Origin of the sequence: Marinobacter sp. MA, assembly GCF_048298425.1 — a bacterium.
Lineage (GTDB): Bacteria > Pseudomonadota > Gammaproteobacteria > Pseudomonadales > Oleiphilaceae > Marinobacter > Marinobacter salsuginis.
The window spans coordinates 1082257-1099339 of the sequence record NZ_CP103058.1 but is presented as its reverse complement, the minus strand read 5'-3'; the positions used below and the strand labels follow the sequence as shown (position 1 = coordinate 1099339).

The 17083-nt window shown below is 55.2% G+C and carries 27 protein-coding genes and 3 tRNA genes; 10 read left to right on the top strand and 20 right to left on the bottom strand.

Features of this window, described 5'->3' with window-relative positions; genetic code table 11:
• The first annotated feature begins 18 nt into the window (after window positions 1-18).
• From NUW46_RS05170 to NUW46_RS05145, 6 genes are all read left to right on the top strand, one after another.
• A tRNA-Gln gene (locus tag NUW46_RS05170) sits at window positions 19-93 on the top strand.
• Window positions 94-145: 52 nt separating this feature from the next.
• Entirely contained in the window at window positions 146-1096 is a 951-nt protein-coding gene (locus NUW46_RS05165) for a ribose-phosphate diphosphokinase (protein WP_008176348.1), read from the top strand.
• Window positions 1097-1262: 166 nt separating this feature from the next.
• Entirely contained in the window at window positions 1263-1913 is a 651-nt protein-coding gene (locus NUW46_RS05160; protein WP_136630231.1) for a 50S ribosomal protein L25/general stress protein Ctc, read from the top strand.
• Window positions 1914-1943: 30 nt separating this feature from the next.
• Window positions 1944-2531 carry an aminoacyl-tRNA hydrolase gene (gene pth / locus NUW46_RS05155; protein ID WP_418141555.1) on the top strand — a complete coding sequence of 196 codons (588 nt, stop codon included), beginning with the start codon at window positions 1944-1946 and terminating at the stop codon, window positions 2529-2531.
• Window positions 2532-2567: 36 nt separating this feature from the next.
• The gene (gene ychF / locus NUW46_RS05150) at window positions 2568-3659 is read left to right on the top strand and encodes a redox-regulated ATPase YchF (RefSeq protein WP_069184051.1); all 1092 of its coding nucleotides are present in this window, start codon (window positions 2568-2570) and stop codon (window positions 3657-3659) included.
• 91 nt (window positions 3660-3750) lie between these two features.
• Window positions 3751-3827: transfer RNA gene (locus NUW46_RS05145), tRNA-Met, on the top strand.
• Between the two features lie 21 nt (window positions 3828-3848).
• Here NUW46_RS05145 and NUW46_RS05140 read toward each other — a convergent pair.
• From NUW46_RS05140 to NUW46_RS05055, 18 genes are all read right to left on the bottom strand, one after another.
• Window positions 3849-4964 (bottom strand): tyrosine-type recombinase/integrase, encoded by a 1116-nt coding sequence (locus tag NUW46_RS05140; protein WP_418141554.1) that lies wholly within the window; start codon window positions 4962-4964, stop codon window positions 3849-3851.
• A 220-nt stretch (window positions 4965-5184) separates the two neighbouring features.
• Window positions 5185-5634: a hypothetical protein gene (locus NUW46_RS05135; RefSeq protein WP_418141553.1), complete on the bottom strand. Its 450-nt coding sequence runs from the start codon at window positions 5632-5634 to the stop codon at window positions 5185-5187.
• Entirely contained in the window at window positions 5631-5894 is a 264-nt protein-coding gene (locus NUW46_RS05130; RefSeq protein WP_418141552.1) for a hypothetical protein, read from the bottom strand. The genes NUW46_RS05135 and NUW46_RS05130 overlap by 4 nt, the downstream gene beginning before the upstream one ends.
• Window positions 5895-6117: 223 nt before the next feature.
• On the bottom strand, window positions 6118-6483 hold the full coding sequence (locus tag NUW46_RS05125; protein WP_418141551.1) for a hypothetical protein: 366 nt from the start codon (window positions 6481-6483) through the stop codon (window positions 6118-6120).
• Window positions 6480-6929: a hypothetical protein gene (locus NUW46_RS05120; RefSeq protein ID WP_418141550.1), complete on the bottom strand. Its 450-nt coding sequence runs from the start codon at window positions 6927-6929 to the stop codon at window positions 6480-6482. Before NUW46_RS05120 ends, NUW46_RS05125 begins: the two co-directional genes overlap by 4 nt.
• A complete protein-coding gene (locus tag NUW46_RS05115) occupies window positions 6926-8011 on the bottom strand; it encodes a hypothetical protein (protein ID WP_418141549.1) in 1086 nt (361 codons plus the stop codon). Before NUW46_RS05115 ends, NUW46_RS05120 begins: the two co-directional genes overlap by 4 nt.
• The gene (locus tag NUW46_RS05110) at window positions 8008-8289 is read right to left on the bottom strand and encodes a hypothetical protein (RefSeq protein WP_418141548.1); all 282 of its coding nucleotides are present in this window, start codon (window positions 8287-8289) and stop codon (window positions 8008-8010) included. Before NUW46_RS05110 ends, NUW46_RS05115 begins: the two co-directional genes overlap by 4 nt.
• The gene (locus tag NUW46_RS05105) at window positions 8282-8581 is read right to left on the bottom strand and encodes a hypothetical protein (RefSeq protein WP_418141547.1); all 300 of its coding nucleotides are present in this window, start codon (window positions 8579-8581) and stop codon (window positions 8282-8284) included. Before NUW46_RS05105 ends, NUW46_RS05110 begins: the two co-directional genes overlap by 8 nt.
• Window positions 8582-8809: a hypothetical protein gene (locus NUW46_RS05100; protein WP_273156404.1), complete on the bottom strand. Its 228-nt coding sequence runs from the start codon at window positions 8807-8809 to the stop codon at window positions 8582-8584. It abuts the gene before it with no gap.
• Entirely contained in the window at window positions 8803-8994 is a 192-nt protein-coding gene (locus NUW46_RS05095; RefSeq protein WP_286810819.1) for a hypothetical protein, read from the bottom strand. Before NUW46_RS05095 ends, NUW46_RS05100 begins: the two co-directional genes overlap by 7 nt.
• Window positions 8975-9235 carry a hypothetical protein gene (locus NUW46_RS05090; protein ID WP_286810818.1) on the bottom strand — a complete coding sequence of 87 codons (261 nt, stop codon included), beginning with the start codon at window positions 9233-9235 and terminating at the stop codon, window positions 8975-8977. Before NUW46_RS05090 ends, NUW46_RS05095 begins: the two co-directional genes overlap by 20 nt.
• Window positions 9235-9621: a hypothetical protein gene (locus NUW46_RS05085; RefSeq protein WP_418141546.1), complete on the bottom strand. Its 387-nt coding sequence runs from the start codon at window positions 9619-9621 to the stop codon at window positions 9235-9237. Before NUW46_RS05085 ends, NUW46_RS05090 begins: the two co-directional genes overlap by 1 nt.
• Complete coding sequence (locus tag NUW46_RS05080) at window positions 9615-10244, bottom strand: HNH endonuclease signature motif containing protein (protein WP_418141545.1); 630 nt, start codon at window positions 10242-10244, stop codon at window positions 9615-9617. The genes NUW46_RS05085 and NUW46_RS05080 overlap by 7 nt, the downstream gene beginning before the upstream one ends.
• A 5-nt stretch (window positions 10245-10249) precedes the next feature.
• Window positions 10250-10483, bottom strand: a complete 234-nt coding sequence (locus NUW46_RS05075) for a hypothetical protein (protein WP_286810815.1) — start codon at window positions 10481-10483, stop codon at window positions 10250-10252.
• Window positions 10458-10793 carry a hypothetical protein gene (locus NUW46_RS05070; RefSeq protein WP_418141544.1) on the bottom strand — a complete coding sequence of 112 codons (336 nt, stop codon included), beginning with the start codon at window positions 10791-10793 and terminating at the stop codon, window positions 10458-10460. The genes NUW46_RS05075 and NUW46_RS05070 overlap by 26 nt, the downstream gene beginning before the upstream one ends.
• Window positions 10786-10974 (bottom strand): carbon storage regulator, encoded by a 189-nt coding sequence (locus NUW46_RS05065; protein ID WP_209398787.1) that lies wholly within the window; start codon window positions 10972-10974, stop codon window positions 10786-10788. The genes NUW46_RS05070 and NUW46_RS05065 overlap by 8 nt, the downstream gene beginning before the upstream one ends.
• Before the next feature lie 105 nt (window positions 10975-11079).
• A complete protein-coding gene (locus NUW46_RS05060) occupies window positions 11080-11277 on the bottom strand; it encodes a hypothetical protein (RefSeq protein ID WP_418141543.1) in 198 nt (65 codons plus the stop codon).
• Window positions 11278-11290: 13 nt separating this feature from the next.
• Window positions 11291-11680: a response regulator transcription factor gene (locus tag NUW46_RS05055; protein WP_209398789.1), complete on the bottom strand. Its 390-nt coding sequence runs from the start codon at window positions 11678-11680 to the stop codon at window positions 11291-11293.
• A 154-nt stretch (window positions 11681-11834) separates the two neighbouring features.
• Between NUW46_RS05055 and NUW46_RS05050 the strand changes: the two genes are divergently transcribed.
• Window positions 11835-12359, top strand: coding sequence for an HNH endonuclease (locus NUW46_RS05050; protein WP_418141542.1), 525 nt, complete (start codon window positions 11835-11837; stop codon window positions 12357-12359).
• A 103-nt stretch (window positions 12360-12462) separates the two neighbouring features.
• A complete protein-coding gene (locus NUW46_RS05045) occupies window positions 12463-13611 on the top strand; it encodes an acyltransferase family protein (protein ID WP_418141541.1) in 1149 nt (382 codons plus the stop codon).
• 195 nt (window positions 13612-13806) lie between these two features.
• On the opposite strand, the gene NUW46_RS05040 is transcribed toward NUW46_RS05045, so the two are convergent.
• Together NUW46_RS05040 and NUW46_RS05035 are read right to left on the bottom strand one after the other, a co-directional pair.
• Window positions 13807-14553 carry a DUF1828 domain-containing protein gene (locus NUW46_RS05040; protein ID WP_418141540.1) on the bottom strand — a complete coding sequence of 249 codons (747 nt, stop codon included), beginning with the start codon at window positions 14551-14553 and terminating at the stop codon, window positions 13807-13809.
• A gap of 502 nt (window positions 14554-15055) precedes the next feature.
• Window positions 15056-15964 (bottom strand): XRE family transcriptional regulator, encoded by a 909-nt coding sequence (locus tag NUW46_RS05035; RefSeq protein ID WP_418141539.1) that lies wholly within the window; start codon window positions 15962-15964, stop codon window positions 15056-15058.
• Between the two features lie 12 nt (window positions 15965-15976).
• Between NUW46_RS05035 and NUW46_RS05030 the strand changes: the two genes are divergently transcribed.
• Both NUW46_RS05030 and NUW46_RS05025 read left to right on the top strand, forming a co-directional pair.
• Window positions 15977-16216 (top strand): transcriptional regulator, encoded by a 240-nt coding sequence (locus NUW46_RS05030; protein ID WP_418141538.1) that lies wholly within the window; start codon window positions 15977-15979, stop codon window positions 16214-16216.
• A gap of 743 nt (window positions 16217-16959) precedes the next feature.
• Window positions 16960-17031, top strand: a tRNA-Met gene (locus tag NUW46_RS05025).
• Window positions 17032-17083 lie beyond the last annotated feature (52 nt).

Here is a 17083-nt window from a genome sequence, read left to right as displayed (position 1 = left end):
GCCAAAAAAGCACGATACTGGGGTGTCGCCAAGTGGTAAGGCAACGGGTTTTGATCCCGTCATGCGCAGGTTCGAATCCTGCCACCCCAGCCACCTTTCTCCCGCTTCTTCTGAATCAAACGCCGATACTGAGAAGGATGCCGTCGTGTCCAAACTGATGATCTTCGCTGGTAACGCCAACCCTGAACTGGCTCAGGCGATTGCCCGCAAACTCCACATTCCCATGGGCCAGGCTACTGTAGGCCGTTTCAGCGACGGGGAAACCACCGTCGAGATCAATGAGAATGTCCGCGGCCATGATGTGTTCATCATCCAGCCGACCTGCTACCCCACCAACGATAACCTGATGGAACTGATCGTGATGGCCGACGCACTTCGCCGTGCTTCCGCTACACGAGTCACCGCCGTTATCCCCTACTACGGATATGCGCGCCAGGATCGTCGGGTACGCTCTACCCGTGTTGCCATCAGCGCCAAGGTAGTAGCCGACATGATTTCCAGCATCGGCGTAGACCGGGTTCTGACCGTCGACCTGCACGCTGATCAGATCCAGGGCTTCTTCGATATTCCGGTGGACAACATCTATGCCACACCGGTCATGCTCGAAGACATCTTCAAGCAGCGCTTCGAGAACTTTGTCGTGGTATCTCCTGACGTTGGCGGCGTGGTCCGTGCCCGTGCCGTGGCCAAGCGTCTGGACGACGCCGATCTCGCGATCATCGACAAGCGCCGCCCGAAAGCGAACGTTTCCCAGGTCATGCACATCATCGGTGATGTCAAAGACAAGACCTGTATTCTGGTAGACGACATCATCGACACCGCCGGCACTCTGTGCAAAGCCGCCAACGCCCTGAAAGAGCACGGCGCGGCCCGCGTGGTTGCCTACATCACCCACCCGGTTCTCTCCGGCCCGGCCATTGATAACATCAATGCCTCCCAACTGGACGAACTTGTGGTTTGTGACACCATCCCGCTGGGTGACAAAGCACATAATTGTGATAGAATCCGCGTCCTCGGAATGGCCGGGCTGCTCGCGGAGTCTATTCGCCGCGTAAGCAACGAAGAGTCCATCAGCGCCATGTTCGAGAATGCCTGAGTGACCTAACGGTCGTAATATCAAGGCATTACAAGCAGTTACCGGGTCGGGAGCCTACACAGGCTCCCGACTCTTTTAGTCAGCCGGAAAAATCCGGCTTTTCAGAAACATCACCTGATCCAACGCCTGGTCGCGGGCAGTTCAGGTGACGAATGAGGTTATTACCATGTCTCAGGAATTTGTTATCGAAGCATTTCCTCGCGACGATCAGGGGAGAGGTGCGAGCCGCCGCCTGCGTCGTGAGGAGCGTAAAATTCCGGCCATCATCTATGGTGGCGGAAAAGACGCTACTCCGGTTGCCATCTGGCACAACGAGCTGAAAAAGGCCCTGGAAAACGAAGCGTTCTTCTCTCACATCCTGACCATCGAGCTCGGTGGCAAGAAAGAAAGCGTAATCCTGAAGGATCTGCAGCGTCACCCGTACAAGCCGATCCTGACCCACGCTGACTTCCTGCGCGTTGACAAGGACCACGAGATCCACGTCAACGTACCGCTGCACTTCATCAACGAAGATACCGCACCGGCTATCAAGCTCCACGGCGGCGTAGCGAACCACCAGATCAACGAAGTTGAAGTGATCTGTCTGCCGCAGAACCTGCCCGAGTTCATCGAAGTGGACATGACCACTGTCGAGATGGACCAGGTAGTTCACCTGAGCGACCTGAAGCTGCCGAAAGACGTCAAGATCGCCGCCCTGCTCCAGGGTGAAGATCACGACCTGCCGGTTGTGGCTATCCACAAGCCGCGTGGCGCCAAGGTTGATGACGAAGCCGAAGACGGCGAAGAAGGCGAAGAAAGCGGCGAAGACAAGGAGTAATCACTCCTGGCTTGAGGAGGGCAATGGCGAATGGCGCAGGATATTGTCATGGTGGTTGGACTGGGAAATCCCGGCGCTGACTACGAGAATACCCGCCACAACGCCGGCGCCCTTTTCGTCGAAGCTCTGGCCCGCAGTGCGGGCCAGACGCTCCGCCCCGAAAAGAAATACCACGGGCTCTACGCCCGCATTCAATGGCAGGGCCTGGACCTGCACCTCCTGAATCCGACCACGTTCATGAATCGCAGTGGCCTGGCCATCAAGGCGCTGGCGGACTTCTTCAAGATTCAGCCCCAACAGATCCTGATTGCCCACGACGAGCTCGACCTGCCTCCGGGTACCGCCAAATTGAAAAAAGGTGGTGGCCACGGCGGACATAACGGATTGCGTGACACCATTGCCCACCTGGGCACCAACGATTTTCAGAGACTGCGCATCGGCATTGGCCACCCCGGCGACAGCCGCAGGGTCACAGGCTACGTACTCGGCCGCCTGGGCAAACAGGAAACCGAGGAACTGAACGCCGTAATCGACGAAATCATGCGGGTATTACCGGATGCAGCCAGCGGCAAACTACCGGCCGCCATGAATCGCCTGCACAGTTTCAAACCGGTATAATCCGCCCAAATTTTCCAGTACCAGCAGAGGCACTCCATGGGATTTAACTGCGGCATCGTCGGCCTTCCCAATGTCGGCAAATCCACCCTGTTCAACGCACTGACCAAATCGGGTATTGGCGCGGAGAACTTCCCGTTCTGCACCATCGAGCCCAACGCTGGCGTTGTCGCCATGCCGGATCCGCGCCTCAACAAGCTGGCGGAGATCGTAAAGCCGGAGCGGGTCGTGCCTACCACCATGGAATTCGTCGACATCGCCGGCCTGGTCGCAGGCGCGTCCAAGGGCGAGGGCCTGGGCAACCAGTTCCTGGCCAATATCCGCCAGACCGATGCCATCGCTCACGTGGTACGCTGCTTTGAAGACGGCAACGTCATTCACGTGGCCAACAAGGTAGACCCGGCCTCCGACATCGAGGTGATCAACACCGAACTGGCCCTGGCCGACCTGGAAACCGTGGAAAAGGCCATCAAGCGGGTTCAACGCGTCGCCAAGAGCGGTGATAAAGAAGCCAAGGCCCAGCTGGAGATGTTCGAGAAACTGCTGCCCGTGCTCAACGAGGGTAAGCCGGTGCGCAGCATGAACCTCGACAAGGACCAGATGGCGCTTATCCGGGAGCTCTGCCTGCTGACCGTCAAACCCACCATGTACATCGCCAACGTCAGCGAGGACGGGTTTGAGAACAACCCGCATCTGGACACGGTGCGCAAGATCGCCGAGTCGGAAAATGCCGTGGTTGTGCCCATCTGCAACAAGATCGAAGCCGAAATCTCCGAACTGGAAGACGATGAAAAATCCATGTTCCTGGAGGAGATGGGCATGGAAGAGCCTGGCCTGGATCGCGTAATTCGCGGCGGCTACGGCCTGCTGGGCCTGCAGACCTACTTTACCGCCGGGGTAAAGGAAGTCCGCGCCTGGACCGTGAAAATCGGCGCAACAGCGCCCCAGGCAGCCGGTGTGATCCACACCGACTTCGAACGCGGGTTCATCCGGGCAGAAGTAGTGAGCTACGACGATTTCGTGCAGTACAACGGCGAAGCCGGCGCCAAGGATGCCGGCAAATGGCGTCTGGAAGGCAAGGACTACATCGTCAAAGACGGCGACGTTATCCACTTCCGCTTCAACGTGTAATTTTTCAGGAAAAACTGCCCCCAAGCCTTGACAGGAAGGGCCCATTTACTGAAAATACGCGCCTCGTTTGGGGCGATGCCCAAAGCGAAATGGCAAGGTAGCTCAGTTGGTTAGAGCACAGCACTCATAATGCTGGGGTCGGCGGTTCGACTCCGCCCCTTGCTACCAGTATTTACAAGGTTTGGCCGCTTACTCAGCGGCCTTTCTTTTTTCTACTGTGGGCATTTTGTGCCCAAACCGGAATTTCACCACGGCTACGCCATCGGAATCCGGTCCTCTCTTCTCCGCGATCAGCTCCACCGCTTTCACCAGTTCAGCAACTTCTGCAGCCGAGTAGTGCGTGGTAACCGATCCGCGTTTGTGCCCTAGGAGCTCCGCCCGGGTTTCTTCTGATACCCCTGCTGCCCTCAGCCTCCTGCCGAAGGTGTGCCGGAGATCGTGCCCGCGGACGTGGGTGAGCCCTGCCTTCTTTCGCCCTTTACGCCAGGCGTTATTGAAGATAGAGGCCACCGGCCGGCTGCTGAAGGTAAACACCTGGTGTTCGTGCTTCCCTCGCTGGCGGTTTACCACGGCTCTCGCCGTTGCATTCAGAACCACCAGGCGATCGCAGCCGTTTTTCGTGACGCTGGCGGGCAAGATGAACCCGAACCCCTTATCGGGTAGCGACACCTCCCACTCCCACTTCAGAGCGCAGATCTCGCTTTCCCGGCACCCGGTATGTACCGCGAACTCGGCCATATCCTTCAGGTGTTCCGGCAGCTCCTGGAAGAGCCTGCCCTGCTCTGCCCAGGTCACCGGCGCTGGATCCCGCTTGTCCTTCCAGTCCACATCCGGAATCATTGGCGCGGTTTCCAGCCAGGTCATTCCGTATTCATCCCGCCAGAGCTCGGCACACAGCCGTAGAATTCTCCTGGCCACGGCCAGCGCCCGGTTAACGGTGCCAGACTTCGCACCTGCTTTCCGTCGCGCATCGATGAAATTTTGCAGCGTTCCGGAATGCACCTGGTTCAGGGGCAGCTTCCCGATATGAGGATCCAGCGACTTCAGATCCTGCACATCCCGCTTTATACTCCGTTTGTGTGCAAACTCCCGGGCATACCTGAGAGCCGCCTCCCGCCAGATTCGGCTTGGCCGAACACCGTAGACCGAAGCCTGGCGGATTTCCTCAAGCCTTCGGACGAGGTACTGCTCTGCCTCTACCCGATCGCTCGTTCCAGTGCTTTCGCGAATCCTCCGTCCGTTAATTCGCTTCTCGATGTGCCATGTCCCGCCGCGGAGGCGGAGACCGTTCCCACTTTTCGACATGCTACTTCACTCCATTTTTGGGCCGGAGCACGCCCTCGCCGAGAAATATACTCGTCCAGGGCACTGTCCAAATCAAGGCGATCGAATCCCTTTCCGATCTCGCCTATCGGAATTTCAGTGAGATACGGCCGAATTTCTTTGTTAAAAACTTCCCGCCCCATGCCGCAATAGTCTGGGGCCTGGCCTGCCCGGATGATCCGCGGCTGAATCGTTACTTCCGTCATGAATTCGCCCTCGCTCTCTTTCGCCTGGTTAGCTCGGCAGACGAAACGGACTGGTTATTCAAAATGTCTTCCGGCAACAAGCCCTCGCCGCAATGCGGGCAATTCGGGACCATACGACGACCGCGCCATATTTTGTCCATCGCCTTGGCCGCCCGGCTGCGTAGCTGGAAATCGGCGGCCTCCTTCGCGTCCTTCCATGTTCGGGTAATTTTCTTCCAGGCGGAGTCGTGGCACTCAACTAGCCTCACGTATGCGTCAAACACATCCACATCGTTCTCGCAGTCCTCACACCAGATCCGGCGCTCCTGCTGGTCGTAGACCATTCTGTTGTGCTTGCAGGTTTCGCGGTTGAATCTGGTCCTGCCCCGGGCAACTCGCACATCTCCGATATCCACGACGCGGACGCCGATGTTAAAAGGGGCCGGCTCGATTGGTCGCTTGCTCACTGTTCGCCTCCAATTTCACGGCTTACCCGCTTCAGCAAATCACACTGCTCTCTGTTCTGGACTGGCGGGAAGGTTGTGAAAACCTCTCCAAGCAGAACGTGATAACGCTCGGCGCGACGGAGCTCTGAGATCCACTTGTTACGGAAGTTTTCGATTTCCTCCTTGGCAAAATCCAGCATGTTTTCCAGCTCACTGATCCGACCCGCTGGATTGGCAAAGCGCGGGCGGTAGTGGCTTGCGTCTGACGGCTCATGACTCACTATTCACCTCCTGGCGGTCTTGGCGGGTTCGACGGCGGACTTGGTCGTTCATGCTTTACCTGGTAGCGACACCCGCTGCATCGATCGTCCGAGCTGCCAATCAGGACACACAGCTTATTCGGCAGGATTAATCGCTTCGCCGATGGGTGGGCACATCGCCCGCGGTAGAAATGAATGCAGTTAACGTTCGGCTGATAGCCGTCCCGCATAATTTCTTCCTGGCTCACTGCTCACCTCCTGGGCTCTCAGCCTCTTCGGCTCGCCGGCGAAGCTTCTTCCAGATGTTTATTGCCCGCTGGCTCTCCTTGTCATGCTCGGTTGCAAGCCATGATTCCAGTTCGCAGCAAACACGATCACCCGCACGGATGAATTTCGATAATTCTTTCACTCTCGCTTCTGCCTTCTCCAGCCTTCGGGCGGCTTCTGAAATTACTAGGTCGGCGTCTCGATCGCACTCTGCAGGCACGCGCATTGTGAGTTCTCCGTCCTTCGATTCACCGCCTCTGGTTATTGCATCGGCCAGCTCGTTAAGTCGAGCGATCAGCGTTTCAGATGGAACGTGTTTGGGATCTCTATATTTAGTGCTCATTCCTGACCTCCCGGCCCCGGCAAAAGCTTCTGCCTCTGCGCGTAATCCAGAACCGTCTCGCCGTGCTCGAGCATCATCTGGCCCAGGAATGCGCCCTCAAAAGACAGGATCCCGGTTTCAATGGCCGTCACCTGCCCTTTGATCCAGTCCCGCAGAATTGAATAGACAGCGATACTGGCCTTGTCGTACGCCTGGCGTTCGTGTTCTGCTTTGGTTTTTTGCATCCGGCTCGTGTGGGGGTGCTCCCGCAGCCAGGCCTGCGCGTAGCCGGCAAAGCTGGCCTTAACGCTGACCATTTTCCCGCGGTACTGGAACTGGACCGTCAGGCTCTGCTCCTGGTCGTCGACCATGCTCCCGAACTTCTGGCACCCGAACCCACGCAGGATCTTCTGTATTTCGCCCAGGGCTTTATCTCCGCTGGTAGCTTTTTCGTAGGGTAAGCTCATGCTGCCAACGCCTCCTGGTTAACCGGGATGACCTTGCTCAACTCATCTTCCATTGCAGCGCCTTTTGGCATAAAGCGCCCCAGCTCACCCCAGGTAAAGCGACCAGCCTCAACTGGGTCTTTGGTGTAACCAGAGAAGTTAGAGCGGTGATAGCAGCCGTGACCTTTGTGGTAGACCAAGTACAACGGCTCGGCGGTCGGGAAAAGAATGTCCTTAATGACTTGAGCTCGCTGGAAGTTCATCGATTTCACAGCTTTGGATAATTCCGACTCAAGGCGATCCCGGCGAAGTCCGCCGTTACGTCTCTGCCTGGGGTTTTCCGGACATTCGGCATAGAGTCTAAAGGCGGCCTCATTACTCACGTCATACTTCCCGGTCACCACCCACCACATGTTGTTGATGTTGTAGTAGGCGATCCCGGTACAAATTCTTCCTTTACGATCCGCGAACCAGACACGCTGGCCGTGGTTTAGCATCGCGCCATCAGCGGATTCTCGGTTGTAATCAGCGATGGTGTATTTGCTGGTATCACCCTTGAAGTGCCAGCTAGTCTTGTAGCAGCCATCCAGCCACTCAAGTGCAGTCAAAAGGCCTGGGCCTCGCTTATTCATGCGACCGTCATGTCGGTCTGCCCGGAATTCATAGCCCGAGAAAACATCGCACAGATAGGACCGAAGCCGGCGGCGGGTGCGCTCCATTTCCAGCCAGAGCAGATACGGCATCCGCTGCTCCTTGTCGAAGTCATAGCGGCCGCCATTCGGGTTATCTCCATTAGCCACGTCCTGCCACATTTCGAACTTGATGCAACGGCCACTCAGATCCAGAAAGCCCTGAAGATCACCTTTCCGGCAGTAACGATGTCCTTCAGCAAAGCTGCGACTGTATTGCTCGATCATGTCTTGTGGAACCTCAACGCTCCATCCGAGGCGGTGCAGCTGCTGGATTATTCGCTTGAAAACTTGCCGCTTAAAGTTGCGCTCGTATACCTGGCGCTCATCCCAATCCATACGCCCCGGTTCCTCCCAAACACTCAAGTGGGCGTCACCAAAACGAACTTCACCTTCTCGCTGAATCTGGCTCACAGCAATCTCTCCTGTATCGCAGTTCTCGGCGCCGGCCGGTTGGTCACGTCCACCAGGTGAACGAACGGCTCTGGCTCGTGGCTGTTGCATATTTCCGTGGCGAACACCTCGGTGCAGTGCAGATCACACCGGCCGCAGGGTGTGCGGGTTGGTTTCGGTGCGCTGTCGGACTGCCTGGGAAAGGGACAGTGCTTGTCCTCAGCATAGCCTGCATGGCTGTAGTGTTCGCAGCTGACGCAGGCCCTGGGCATCTGCACCTGTGGCTCCAAATCAGTCACTTTCCACCTCGTGTTCACGTGGCTTTCCTCGCAGGCACTTACCATCCGGCCCCATATCGAACGGGCAGTTACAGTCGGGATAGCTGCACACATTTTCTTTTCGTGACATGTCACGATCTTTGTAAACCAGTGCGAGGATGTACTCGGTCTGGTCGTCGAACTCCCGAAGCCGGGCAGCCTCCTCGATCGCCGCCCGCTCGTTGGCAGCCAGCTCCATGGTGAAGAGCTTCATGTCCAGGAACCTGTTCCGCTCACGCTGGCGGCGTTTACGTTCGGTTGGTGTCATGGCCATTTACATCTCCCCCAACACATTCAGCGCCTTCCGACCCGCCTTCATCAGGGCCTTTCTATGGCTGATCTTCTCGATGCCGTTGGCGTTCATGTAGTGCAGCGTCTCGGCAACTTCAGTAAGTGTGCGAACCGGGCTGCTTCCGGCGTTCAACACCATTGACACCTCGCAATCATGGGCGGAAGAACCAATAATCATGGCCACCCTTTTCTTCTGTGCTTCCGTCAGCATGCTTCCCTCTCCTGATTCTTCAGATGCTCCACCCACACTTGCCACTGCTCAGGCTGGAGCCATGTTCCGTCCTTCAGCACCACACAGCCGCTGGAATGGGCGTAGGCCATGCCGGTGCTCTCGATTAGCTCGATAATCGCCTCAGCGCGATCCTCGTGGCTCAGATCAGTTGCCTGCGTGTGCACTGCGTACAATCCTCGCTATTCGGCTGACTGTGTGGTGGCAGCTGGGTGATGATCCGTCCCGCTGGTAGTGCGGCAGCCGTCGATCGAGCAGGCAGACGAGGATCTCCCGCTTCATGTGCCTGAGCACCTGGAGCTCGTGCTTCATCTCGGCCAGTTCCAGGAGCGCTTCCCGTTTGCTGGCTTCGGCCTTGTCCCGCTGATCGTTCAGACTGAGGATGGTTCTGGCTGTATTTCCGTCCATTAGGCCCGCCCTTTATACCTGGTGATTCCGTGACGACCCCTGATTCCGTGTTGCTTTCTGAATTCGCTAACGAATCCGCCGGCCACCTGGAGAAAGTCCTGCTTGGTGTAGGTGCACCAGGTCTTGAGATCTGCGATCACTTCCTGGAAGTAAACTCTTTGACCCACCAGATCATTGCCTGGCCGTGGCTTTGAGGAATCGAGATAGCGAATGGTGCCGCGACCATCACAGAGGTCGCACTCCTCCTCTTTTTCGCCACCGCAGCAGTGACAACGCTCGTAGATTTCCCCAAGACCCCCGCACTCTTCACAATCGATCTCCGGGTTTTCTTCCTCGAGTACCTTCTTCTTCGCTTCGCGCCATTGCTCGTAACTTGCAATCAACATGTCAGCTCCCGTTTCCGTTTGTTCGCTGCCAACTTGATCTTGGCCAGGTTGTGGAGCACATCGAAGCTCCCCTCTGGCGGGTTCTCCATGGCGAAGAACTTATTCAAGATCGCGTTCTCCGCCCTGCTCACCAACACCAGGTTGTCCGGAGAGAAGTTCCGCTTATCACCATCCTTCAACCGCACAATGTGCTTTGGCGGTACCGGCCGGCCGTGGTATTCCTCCCACTTCAGGACGTGCACGAACTTCCAGTTCTTGTAGGCCCGGCCAATCGGCGCGTCATCGCTCACCTTGCGCTTCCTGTAGCCGTAGGCATCGACAACCTCGGTACCGATCGGCTGCTGGTTCGCGGGGGCATGCCCAGCCTTGAACTGACTCTCAGCGATTCGCCCGCCTGGCTGATAGCTGCGGCCCTTGTCCCAGCTGGTCTGTCCTGGCCGAAAGCACCCTGGCTTCTCTCGTTCCAGATACTCCGGAGACTTTTTCAGGCCCAGCACCGTGGCGCGGTTCTTAATGGCCAGGTAGGAGCAGCCCAGGACCTTCGCGATCGTTCGGTTCGGAGTGTCCGGATACATATCTGCCAGCCACTGATCGTCTCTCGCTGTCCACTTTTTCCCGGCCATGGCGATTACTCCTTGTTCTCCAGCAGCTGGGGCATCTTGTAGAGGCTTCCCATTTCGGTCCGGTGCTTCTCGGCATCTAGGACCAGGCGAGAGCTGGAAACGATTTCCTTGCTCACACTGGTAACGGCCTGCGCTCTTTTCAGCTCGGCATCGAGGGCCTCACCCTTCAGGTTGGGGTCATTCAACCGGTTCAGCTGGTCAAAAAGAGAGTCGTTAAGCTTGCTGAGATTGCTGGCCATTGCTCGGATCCTCCGTGGATTCGTTGTCGACTTTCTCCAGCAGCTGCTCCGCGTTCCGGATCGCTGCCAGGTATGTGTTGATGCATGAAATCGGAACGCCCAGCTTTGCCATTGAGGTGAGATCCCGGAGCACCTGGTAGAGCTCGTCAGCGTGTCGGGACTTGGCTGTCTCCACCTGGAGCGGTACCACCCTGCCCCAGTCGACCATGTCGTCACCTGCCTGGCTCGCCAGTGCCGCTTTCACCTGGTCCGGGGTTCCTGCAAAGCAGGACAGATTCCCGAACACCTCGTGGGCATAGCACTCAGCCATGACTGGCCTCCGCCTTCTTCCGCTTGTAGATTTCTTCACGGTCAATGCTTGTGTGCTTTGGCGCGGTAACGCCCATGCGAATTTGCGGGCCGTTGTTCCCCAGAACGGTGACCTCCACCACTTCCCCGCTCGGGGTCTCGATGACGATCGTCTCTCCGGTGCGCCTTGTCAGAATCAACATCCTTTTTTCCTCTTGCTTTGGTCGTTTCGATAATCAGGGCCAGCACCCAGATCGCGATCGCGGCAGCAGCCACTGCGAACGGTTCTGGAGCTACCCCGTCCATGTTCACGCGACGCCGGGCCCCGGCTGGCGGACCTCCCGGACCCTCGCCGGCATCCGGACCACGTTGCTTTGCTCACGCGGCACGGCCTTGTAGTTCCTGCCATCGCTGGAAAGCCGAAGCTCACAGCCGAGCGAGGCCAGCGCCTCCATCATTTGGCCCTGGGTAACCTTTTCCGGAAGTTCGATAGTCAGCGTTGCCATGGTGGTCTCCTGGTTAAGCACGGAATTCGCGGATCGCGGTACGGCCAATCACGCTGCGCACGGCTGGCGGACGGGTACCGGTCATTGGTGTGGGTCTGCTGCGCATTGCCGGCAGCGCTGAGAAAGCAACAAGCATCCAGGCAAGCATCCGGGCCCGGAACAGCCCCTGCATCCAGCCCTGGGAAACCAGATCCAGCCGAGTCAGGGCGTGAAACTGGTCCTTCGCTTCATCCAGGTGCCACTCAACAGTGGCTGGGGAAATGCCCAACTGGCGGGCAATGGCCTTTGTGCTCATTGAACGGGCCGCCAGCACGACGACTTCGGCACGGCGCGGTGGTAGCAAGCTTGCGTCCGCCAGCTCTACTTCCATTCGGGGGTAAGTTGGTTTTTGTCTGCGACCCATTTTGTTGTCTCCCTGATCAACGTTATGGATACAATGTATACGTTATGTATCCATAGGGTCAATACAAAATGTATCTTTTTTTGTGGGGCGTATCGTGCGGGTGAATCTGGGCCGGAATTTCGGTATCTTCGCCGCGATCTACAAGGAGGCACCTGTGCAAAGAAAGTTAATTGCCATCATCACCACTCTGCTTTTATCCGTTCCATTCCAAGCTGTTGCAGGGCTAGTCAAGAAAACCAATTCAGGCATCTGCCATCCGCCAGCCAGTTCCTACTACGACCGGACAAAGAACTTCCGGGCGTTCGATTCAGTTGAAGAATGCCTGGCATCTGGCGGCCGGTTGCCGAAGGGCGTGAGCGGTTACGAATCCAGCCAGCAGTACGCCAGCCGGGCGGTGGTAATGGACGCCTCAGATTATGAGAGACGCAAATTTGGGCCTGGGTGGGATGATGCGGATGGAGACTGCCAGAACAGCCGTGCTGAGGCCCTGATCGCTCAGTCAAGCACCAAGGTCAGGTTCGCGGATGAAAGGCGTTGCAGGGTGGTCACCGGCCGCTGGATAAGCCCCTTCACCGGGAACGTTATCCAGAACGCGTCAGATATCGACATCGATCATGTCGTACCGCTGAACCGGGCCTGGGATCACGAAGCCAACATCTGTTCCAGGGAAAAGAGGTAGCATTTTTTACTGTTTCCACAACGTCCTATGTTCGATACATAAGGCTTTATCTTGGATTAGATGATTGGATTGCCGTATTATTGGGGGAAGGCTATAGCCTCTCATGAAAGCCAATAGCACTTGGAAAACATGCTTCCAGCATAGTTTTTTTAAAAATCAGAAACCGAAATGGATTTTTATGTATCGTTCATTGCAGTCTGGAAGAGCAATCGCCGCTTTACTTGTGGTTCTTTTTCACCTCGGAGGCGCAATTGCTTCTGAACAATATTTTGGGTTTGAAGAATTCTCGATTCCATTTTCATTTGGTGATTCAGGTGTTGAATTTTTTTTCGTTCTCAGCGGATTTATAATTTTTTATGTGCACAACATTGATCTAGGTGATTCTAGAAATATAGGTTCATATATTTACAAAAGAATGATAAGGATTTACCCCGCTTATATAATAATTTTTTCAGGAGTGTACCTTGCTGCCATTCTAATACCAGCAACAAGAGATACAGTGCCGCATGATTTTAGCGCTATAATTAAAGCATTGCTTTTAATACCCCAAGATAAGGATGTGACCGGAGGAACCGGGGCTCCAGTTCTAGGTGTGGCTTGGACCCTTCAGTTTGAGATGATGTTTTATTTGGGATTTGCTCTAGCAATACTTCGTAAAGCACTCGGATTCATTTTAATTTCAGTATATCTTCTGGGGCTTTCTATCGGCTTAAAAGATTTTGCATTTCCGCTTTCATTTATTTTCAGCGAGTACGTGCTTCTTTTTTTAATGGGAATTTTAATAGCATACCTTTTATCATTTAAAATGATATCAAGATCTAATCCCTTTATATTTGCGGTGACCGGCCTGACGATTTACTCATTGAACGCTCTCGCAAAAATCAATGGACTAGGAATTAAGCCAGAAATTCAAACCATAATGTACGGAGCATCATGCAGCATCATTGTCTTATCCATGATTTTATATGAAAGGGATGGAAAAATATTTCTGAATAATAGATTTTCTCAGCTTCTGGGTTCCGCCTCTTATTCGTTATACCTTATACACTACCCTCTAATTAGTATTCTATGTAAGATTTCCATCTTACTGGGTTTAAAAGACTATGGATATGCTGGCGCTATGATGTCTTACATTTTTATTTTATTTGCATGCATTGCTGTATCTATAGTTTTTCATGTTGTAATCGAAAAGCCTGTAGGCAGATGGCTTAAGTCGCTATGGACGAGAAATATTTTGCAGCCCTCTAGCTGAGTTTATACGGTGGTTTGAACGCCTCTCAGACTTCGTTAGCTTTTAGGCGTAACAAGCGGGTATCTCAAAGTGAGCAGGTTTGTCAGAATCGTGAAAGTGTGCGGGCTGAAGCCGTCACAGGGAGAGTTGAGTCGATATAAACAGCAGCTAGCGGATTGTTGCGGATAATAAAAAGCCCGCTCGGCGGCGGGCTCGTTAAGCTTCGTAAAATTGCTCAAAGTCACTAAATTTTATTGCCTGAGCTACCTGACCGATGATGGCCTGCTCTTCTTCCGCTTTTTCCCTATGAACCCTGTCATCCAGGATGAAAAGCGTCTCAACTCCTTCAATGTTCTCACGACTCATGAGCAGAGCTTTCCGAAGCTTGGAGTTCACGGACTGAGCGATAGGCTTTACTGCGTCGACGTAGGTGTTGCCCCACAGGAAGTCAAAATGAAGATCAGCTCCATTCACTTGTATGACGGGAGATTTTTCCAGCTGTCGTGCAGGCGCTTTTGCCCGTAAAAGCATTTCGATTTCTGCCGTGAAAGAAAACTCCTGATCGGCTTCCTGATATTTGTCAGCTTCCCATTGCGCTAATGCGGCAAGGAGCCTAATCAGGCGGTCGGACCACGCCGGAAGCTGCTGCTTTTCAAAAATCGCAGAGAAGCTACCATCATCCTCCATGGTGAATCCGTACTGGGTGGCGATGTTGCCAAGCCCCCGCCAATTCCTTTTATCATCAAGCGCGAACCCACTAGAGCGGAGGGCAAACATTGTGATGCCGTCGTCAGTCATTTCGTATGCGTTACCGCGATCGACGAGATAAAAATCCAGCGGCTTGCCCTGGGCCAAGGTCACGGGAGTGCTTACATAGAGCATCTCATGGCCATTGAACTCCATCGGTGCACAGTGCCATCCGGCTTGTCTGAAAAATAGATCGCAGTTCATATCGGTACTCATCCCCCGAATAGGTCGTCCTTAATTGGGGCTGTCAGCTCATGATTTCCGTTTGCTCGGAGATTTGTGTGGCGCTGATATCTCATAAGCCATTTTGGATCAAGCGGGGAAGCAATGCCAGTTACCAATTTTCGAACAGTTTGCTCAATCCGCCCATCTCCAAGGTGAAGATGGGGACCGAAGATCACTCCGTTCTCGTCATCACGATGGGATCTAACATGGTCCGGCCAGATGCAGTAGAAGAAAACCCTGCGCCACTCTGGGCCATAGCGAGCCAGTAATCCGTATGTGACAACCTCATGGCCAGTTTTTTTCTTTACGTAGAAGTCTCCCTGAAGCATCAATCCGGGGATCGTTACCCTGTTTTTGTTGAGGAGGGGTATTTGCACCCGCAGAGCGCCCGACCTCTGAGGGCGCTCTTCCCAGACCATTTCGGAGCCCAGGTATTTTATTGTCTTACATTTCTCTCTGCAGCTATCAATCCAAGACATGCCGAATCCTTAGCCTACCTGAGTACTGACCACCAAAACACGCGTCCAATGATCCTGATGTTGTTGTCGATCACATCCTGAGCCGAATACTCTTCAGTCGCATGCTCTGATGCATTCTGGCTCACAATCTTGATTCCGCCACCTGGGCGACGGTGCAGGTACTTCACCCTGAGCATGCCGTCGTGGTCGATCGCGTATATCTCACCATCCCGAACAGCGGTGTCACCGGTGTTCACACCAACACAGGTGCCGTCAGGCATAACCGGTTCCATGCTATTGCCGCGAACGAAGGCACAGGCCGCATTCTCTTCGACCACCCCTGCCCTGGATAACGTGGATTTTGCAAAGCGGAGTTTGGCGCCGTGATTCTCGATTACCTGAGTCTGGCCCGCGCCGGCGGCCAACTCGACTTCCCTGAACAGAGGCAATTCAACTTCATCCTCATCCAATGGCGTGTTGCTGTCCCAGGCATCCATGTGCCCAAAGAACTCTAGTTCGTCAGGGCCGGAAGGCTTTTGCAGCTCACCTTGAGCTTTTTTCACCCGCTCTTTCCATTCTTGTGTGGTATCCCATCTGCGCGGGTATTCCAGTGTATCTCCCATAACTAAGTGAGGCGGAGGCCTGTCTCCAACCTCGCCATTACCGGTAAGTATCCAGTCAAGGCTCACATTAAAAATAGTCGCTAATGCCCGCAGTTGCTCGATCGAGGGTTCTCGTCTGCCGCTAAGGTAATGACCTACCGCTCCCCGGGTTTTCACACCGAGAACTTCAGTCAGGGCGTCCTGAGTGACGCCATCTCTTCGCATAAGGGTGCGAACCCGATCAAACCATTTTTCCATACTCTGAATGGTACGCAATGTATCCATTCCGGCAACGACACTTTTTGTATCCAAATCCGCTTGACTCGATACAGATGTATACATATCGTATCCCTCATGAACATACAGACCTATATCCAGCAAGTAGGGCTGGAAGTCGCGGCGAAGACCCTCGGCGTTTCAGTTCCTGCGGTTAAGCACTACCGGAATGGTATCCGGCGGATAGCCCCTTCGAATGTCATTTCCATCTGTGCTGCTACTGGATGGAAGGTCACTCCGCATGAGGCTCGACCAGATATTTACCCAAACCCCACTGACGGCCTGCCTCCTCCTGACAAACCAGGCGAGGCCGCCTGATGGTTTCTATTAAACCACTCCGGAGCTGGCGGAATACCCGTCTGACTACGGGTGGATATCTGTACAGGGTTTGAAGCAAGCGCGAGCTGCAGCGCTATCAGAAGCAGCCGGTAAAACAAGCTGGCCAGGCGAAAGCCGAGGTGCCGACATTGCAGCCGGGGACAGGGTCCCGGCGATAGAACGCCAGCAGCGCGAGTCAAAGGTAACCCACCACCGCCCCAGTTGATCGCGCTGACAGCCTGGAAAGACAGGCCGTATCCGGGAGGGCTCTGCTCCCTCGACCAAGGATGACCTGGCAGGTCCCCAGTCTGCCGCGTCAGGTAGAGCCCTCCTCGGATGCGAATACCAACCGAGAGAGCCCGCCCGCTTCGGCGGAATCTGAACTGCCCGTGTGAGCTGCGGCAGGAATGTAGGGCCATAGAACGTCGTGCGTCGAGCCACCGGCGCCACGGCTCCACCCTGGGGATGGTGCCCAGGGCACCCGGCACAAAAGTATCACCTTTGGTAGGTGGTTGACGTGTCCCCGGACGAGGGTAACCGGGACGCATCTGGGAGTGTCCTTGCCGTTGAAAGCGGGTCTGCCAAGCGAGGGCATTTCACAGATGCGTAAGGGGTTGGGAGTTTCCCGGCCGACGCATCAACCGCAATGACAGTTGCGAACTTGTGGCTCCCACCGGTAGGGGGTCTGGGTAGCCTCCCTTCAAAAGGCATACGGCGGCGGTACCGGATAACCCGCTAGCTATGCAGGCATGGAGAAACGGTGTCTCGCTGGGCTCATAACCCGGATATCGGAGGGTTCGACTCCCTCGCCTGCTACCAGACAACACGGAGGTAAACATGAAATCGCTCGGCGAGTGGAACGCCTAC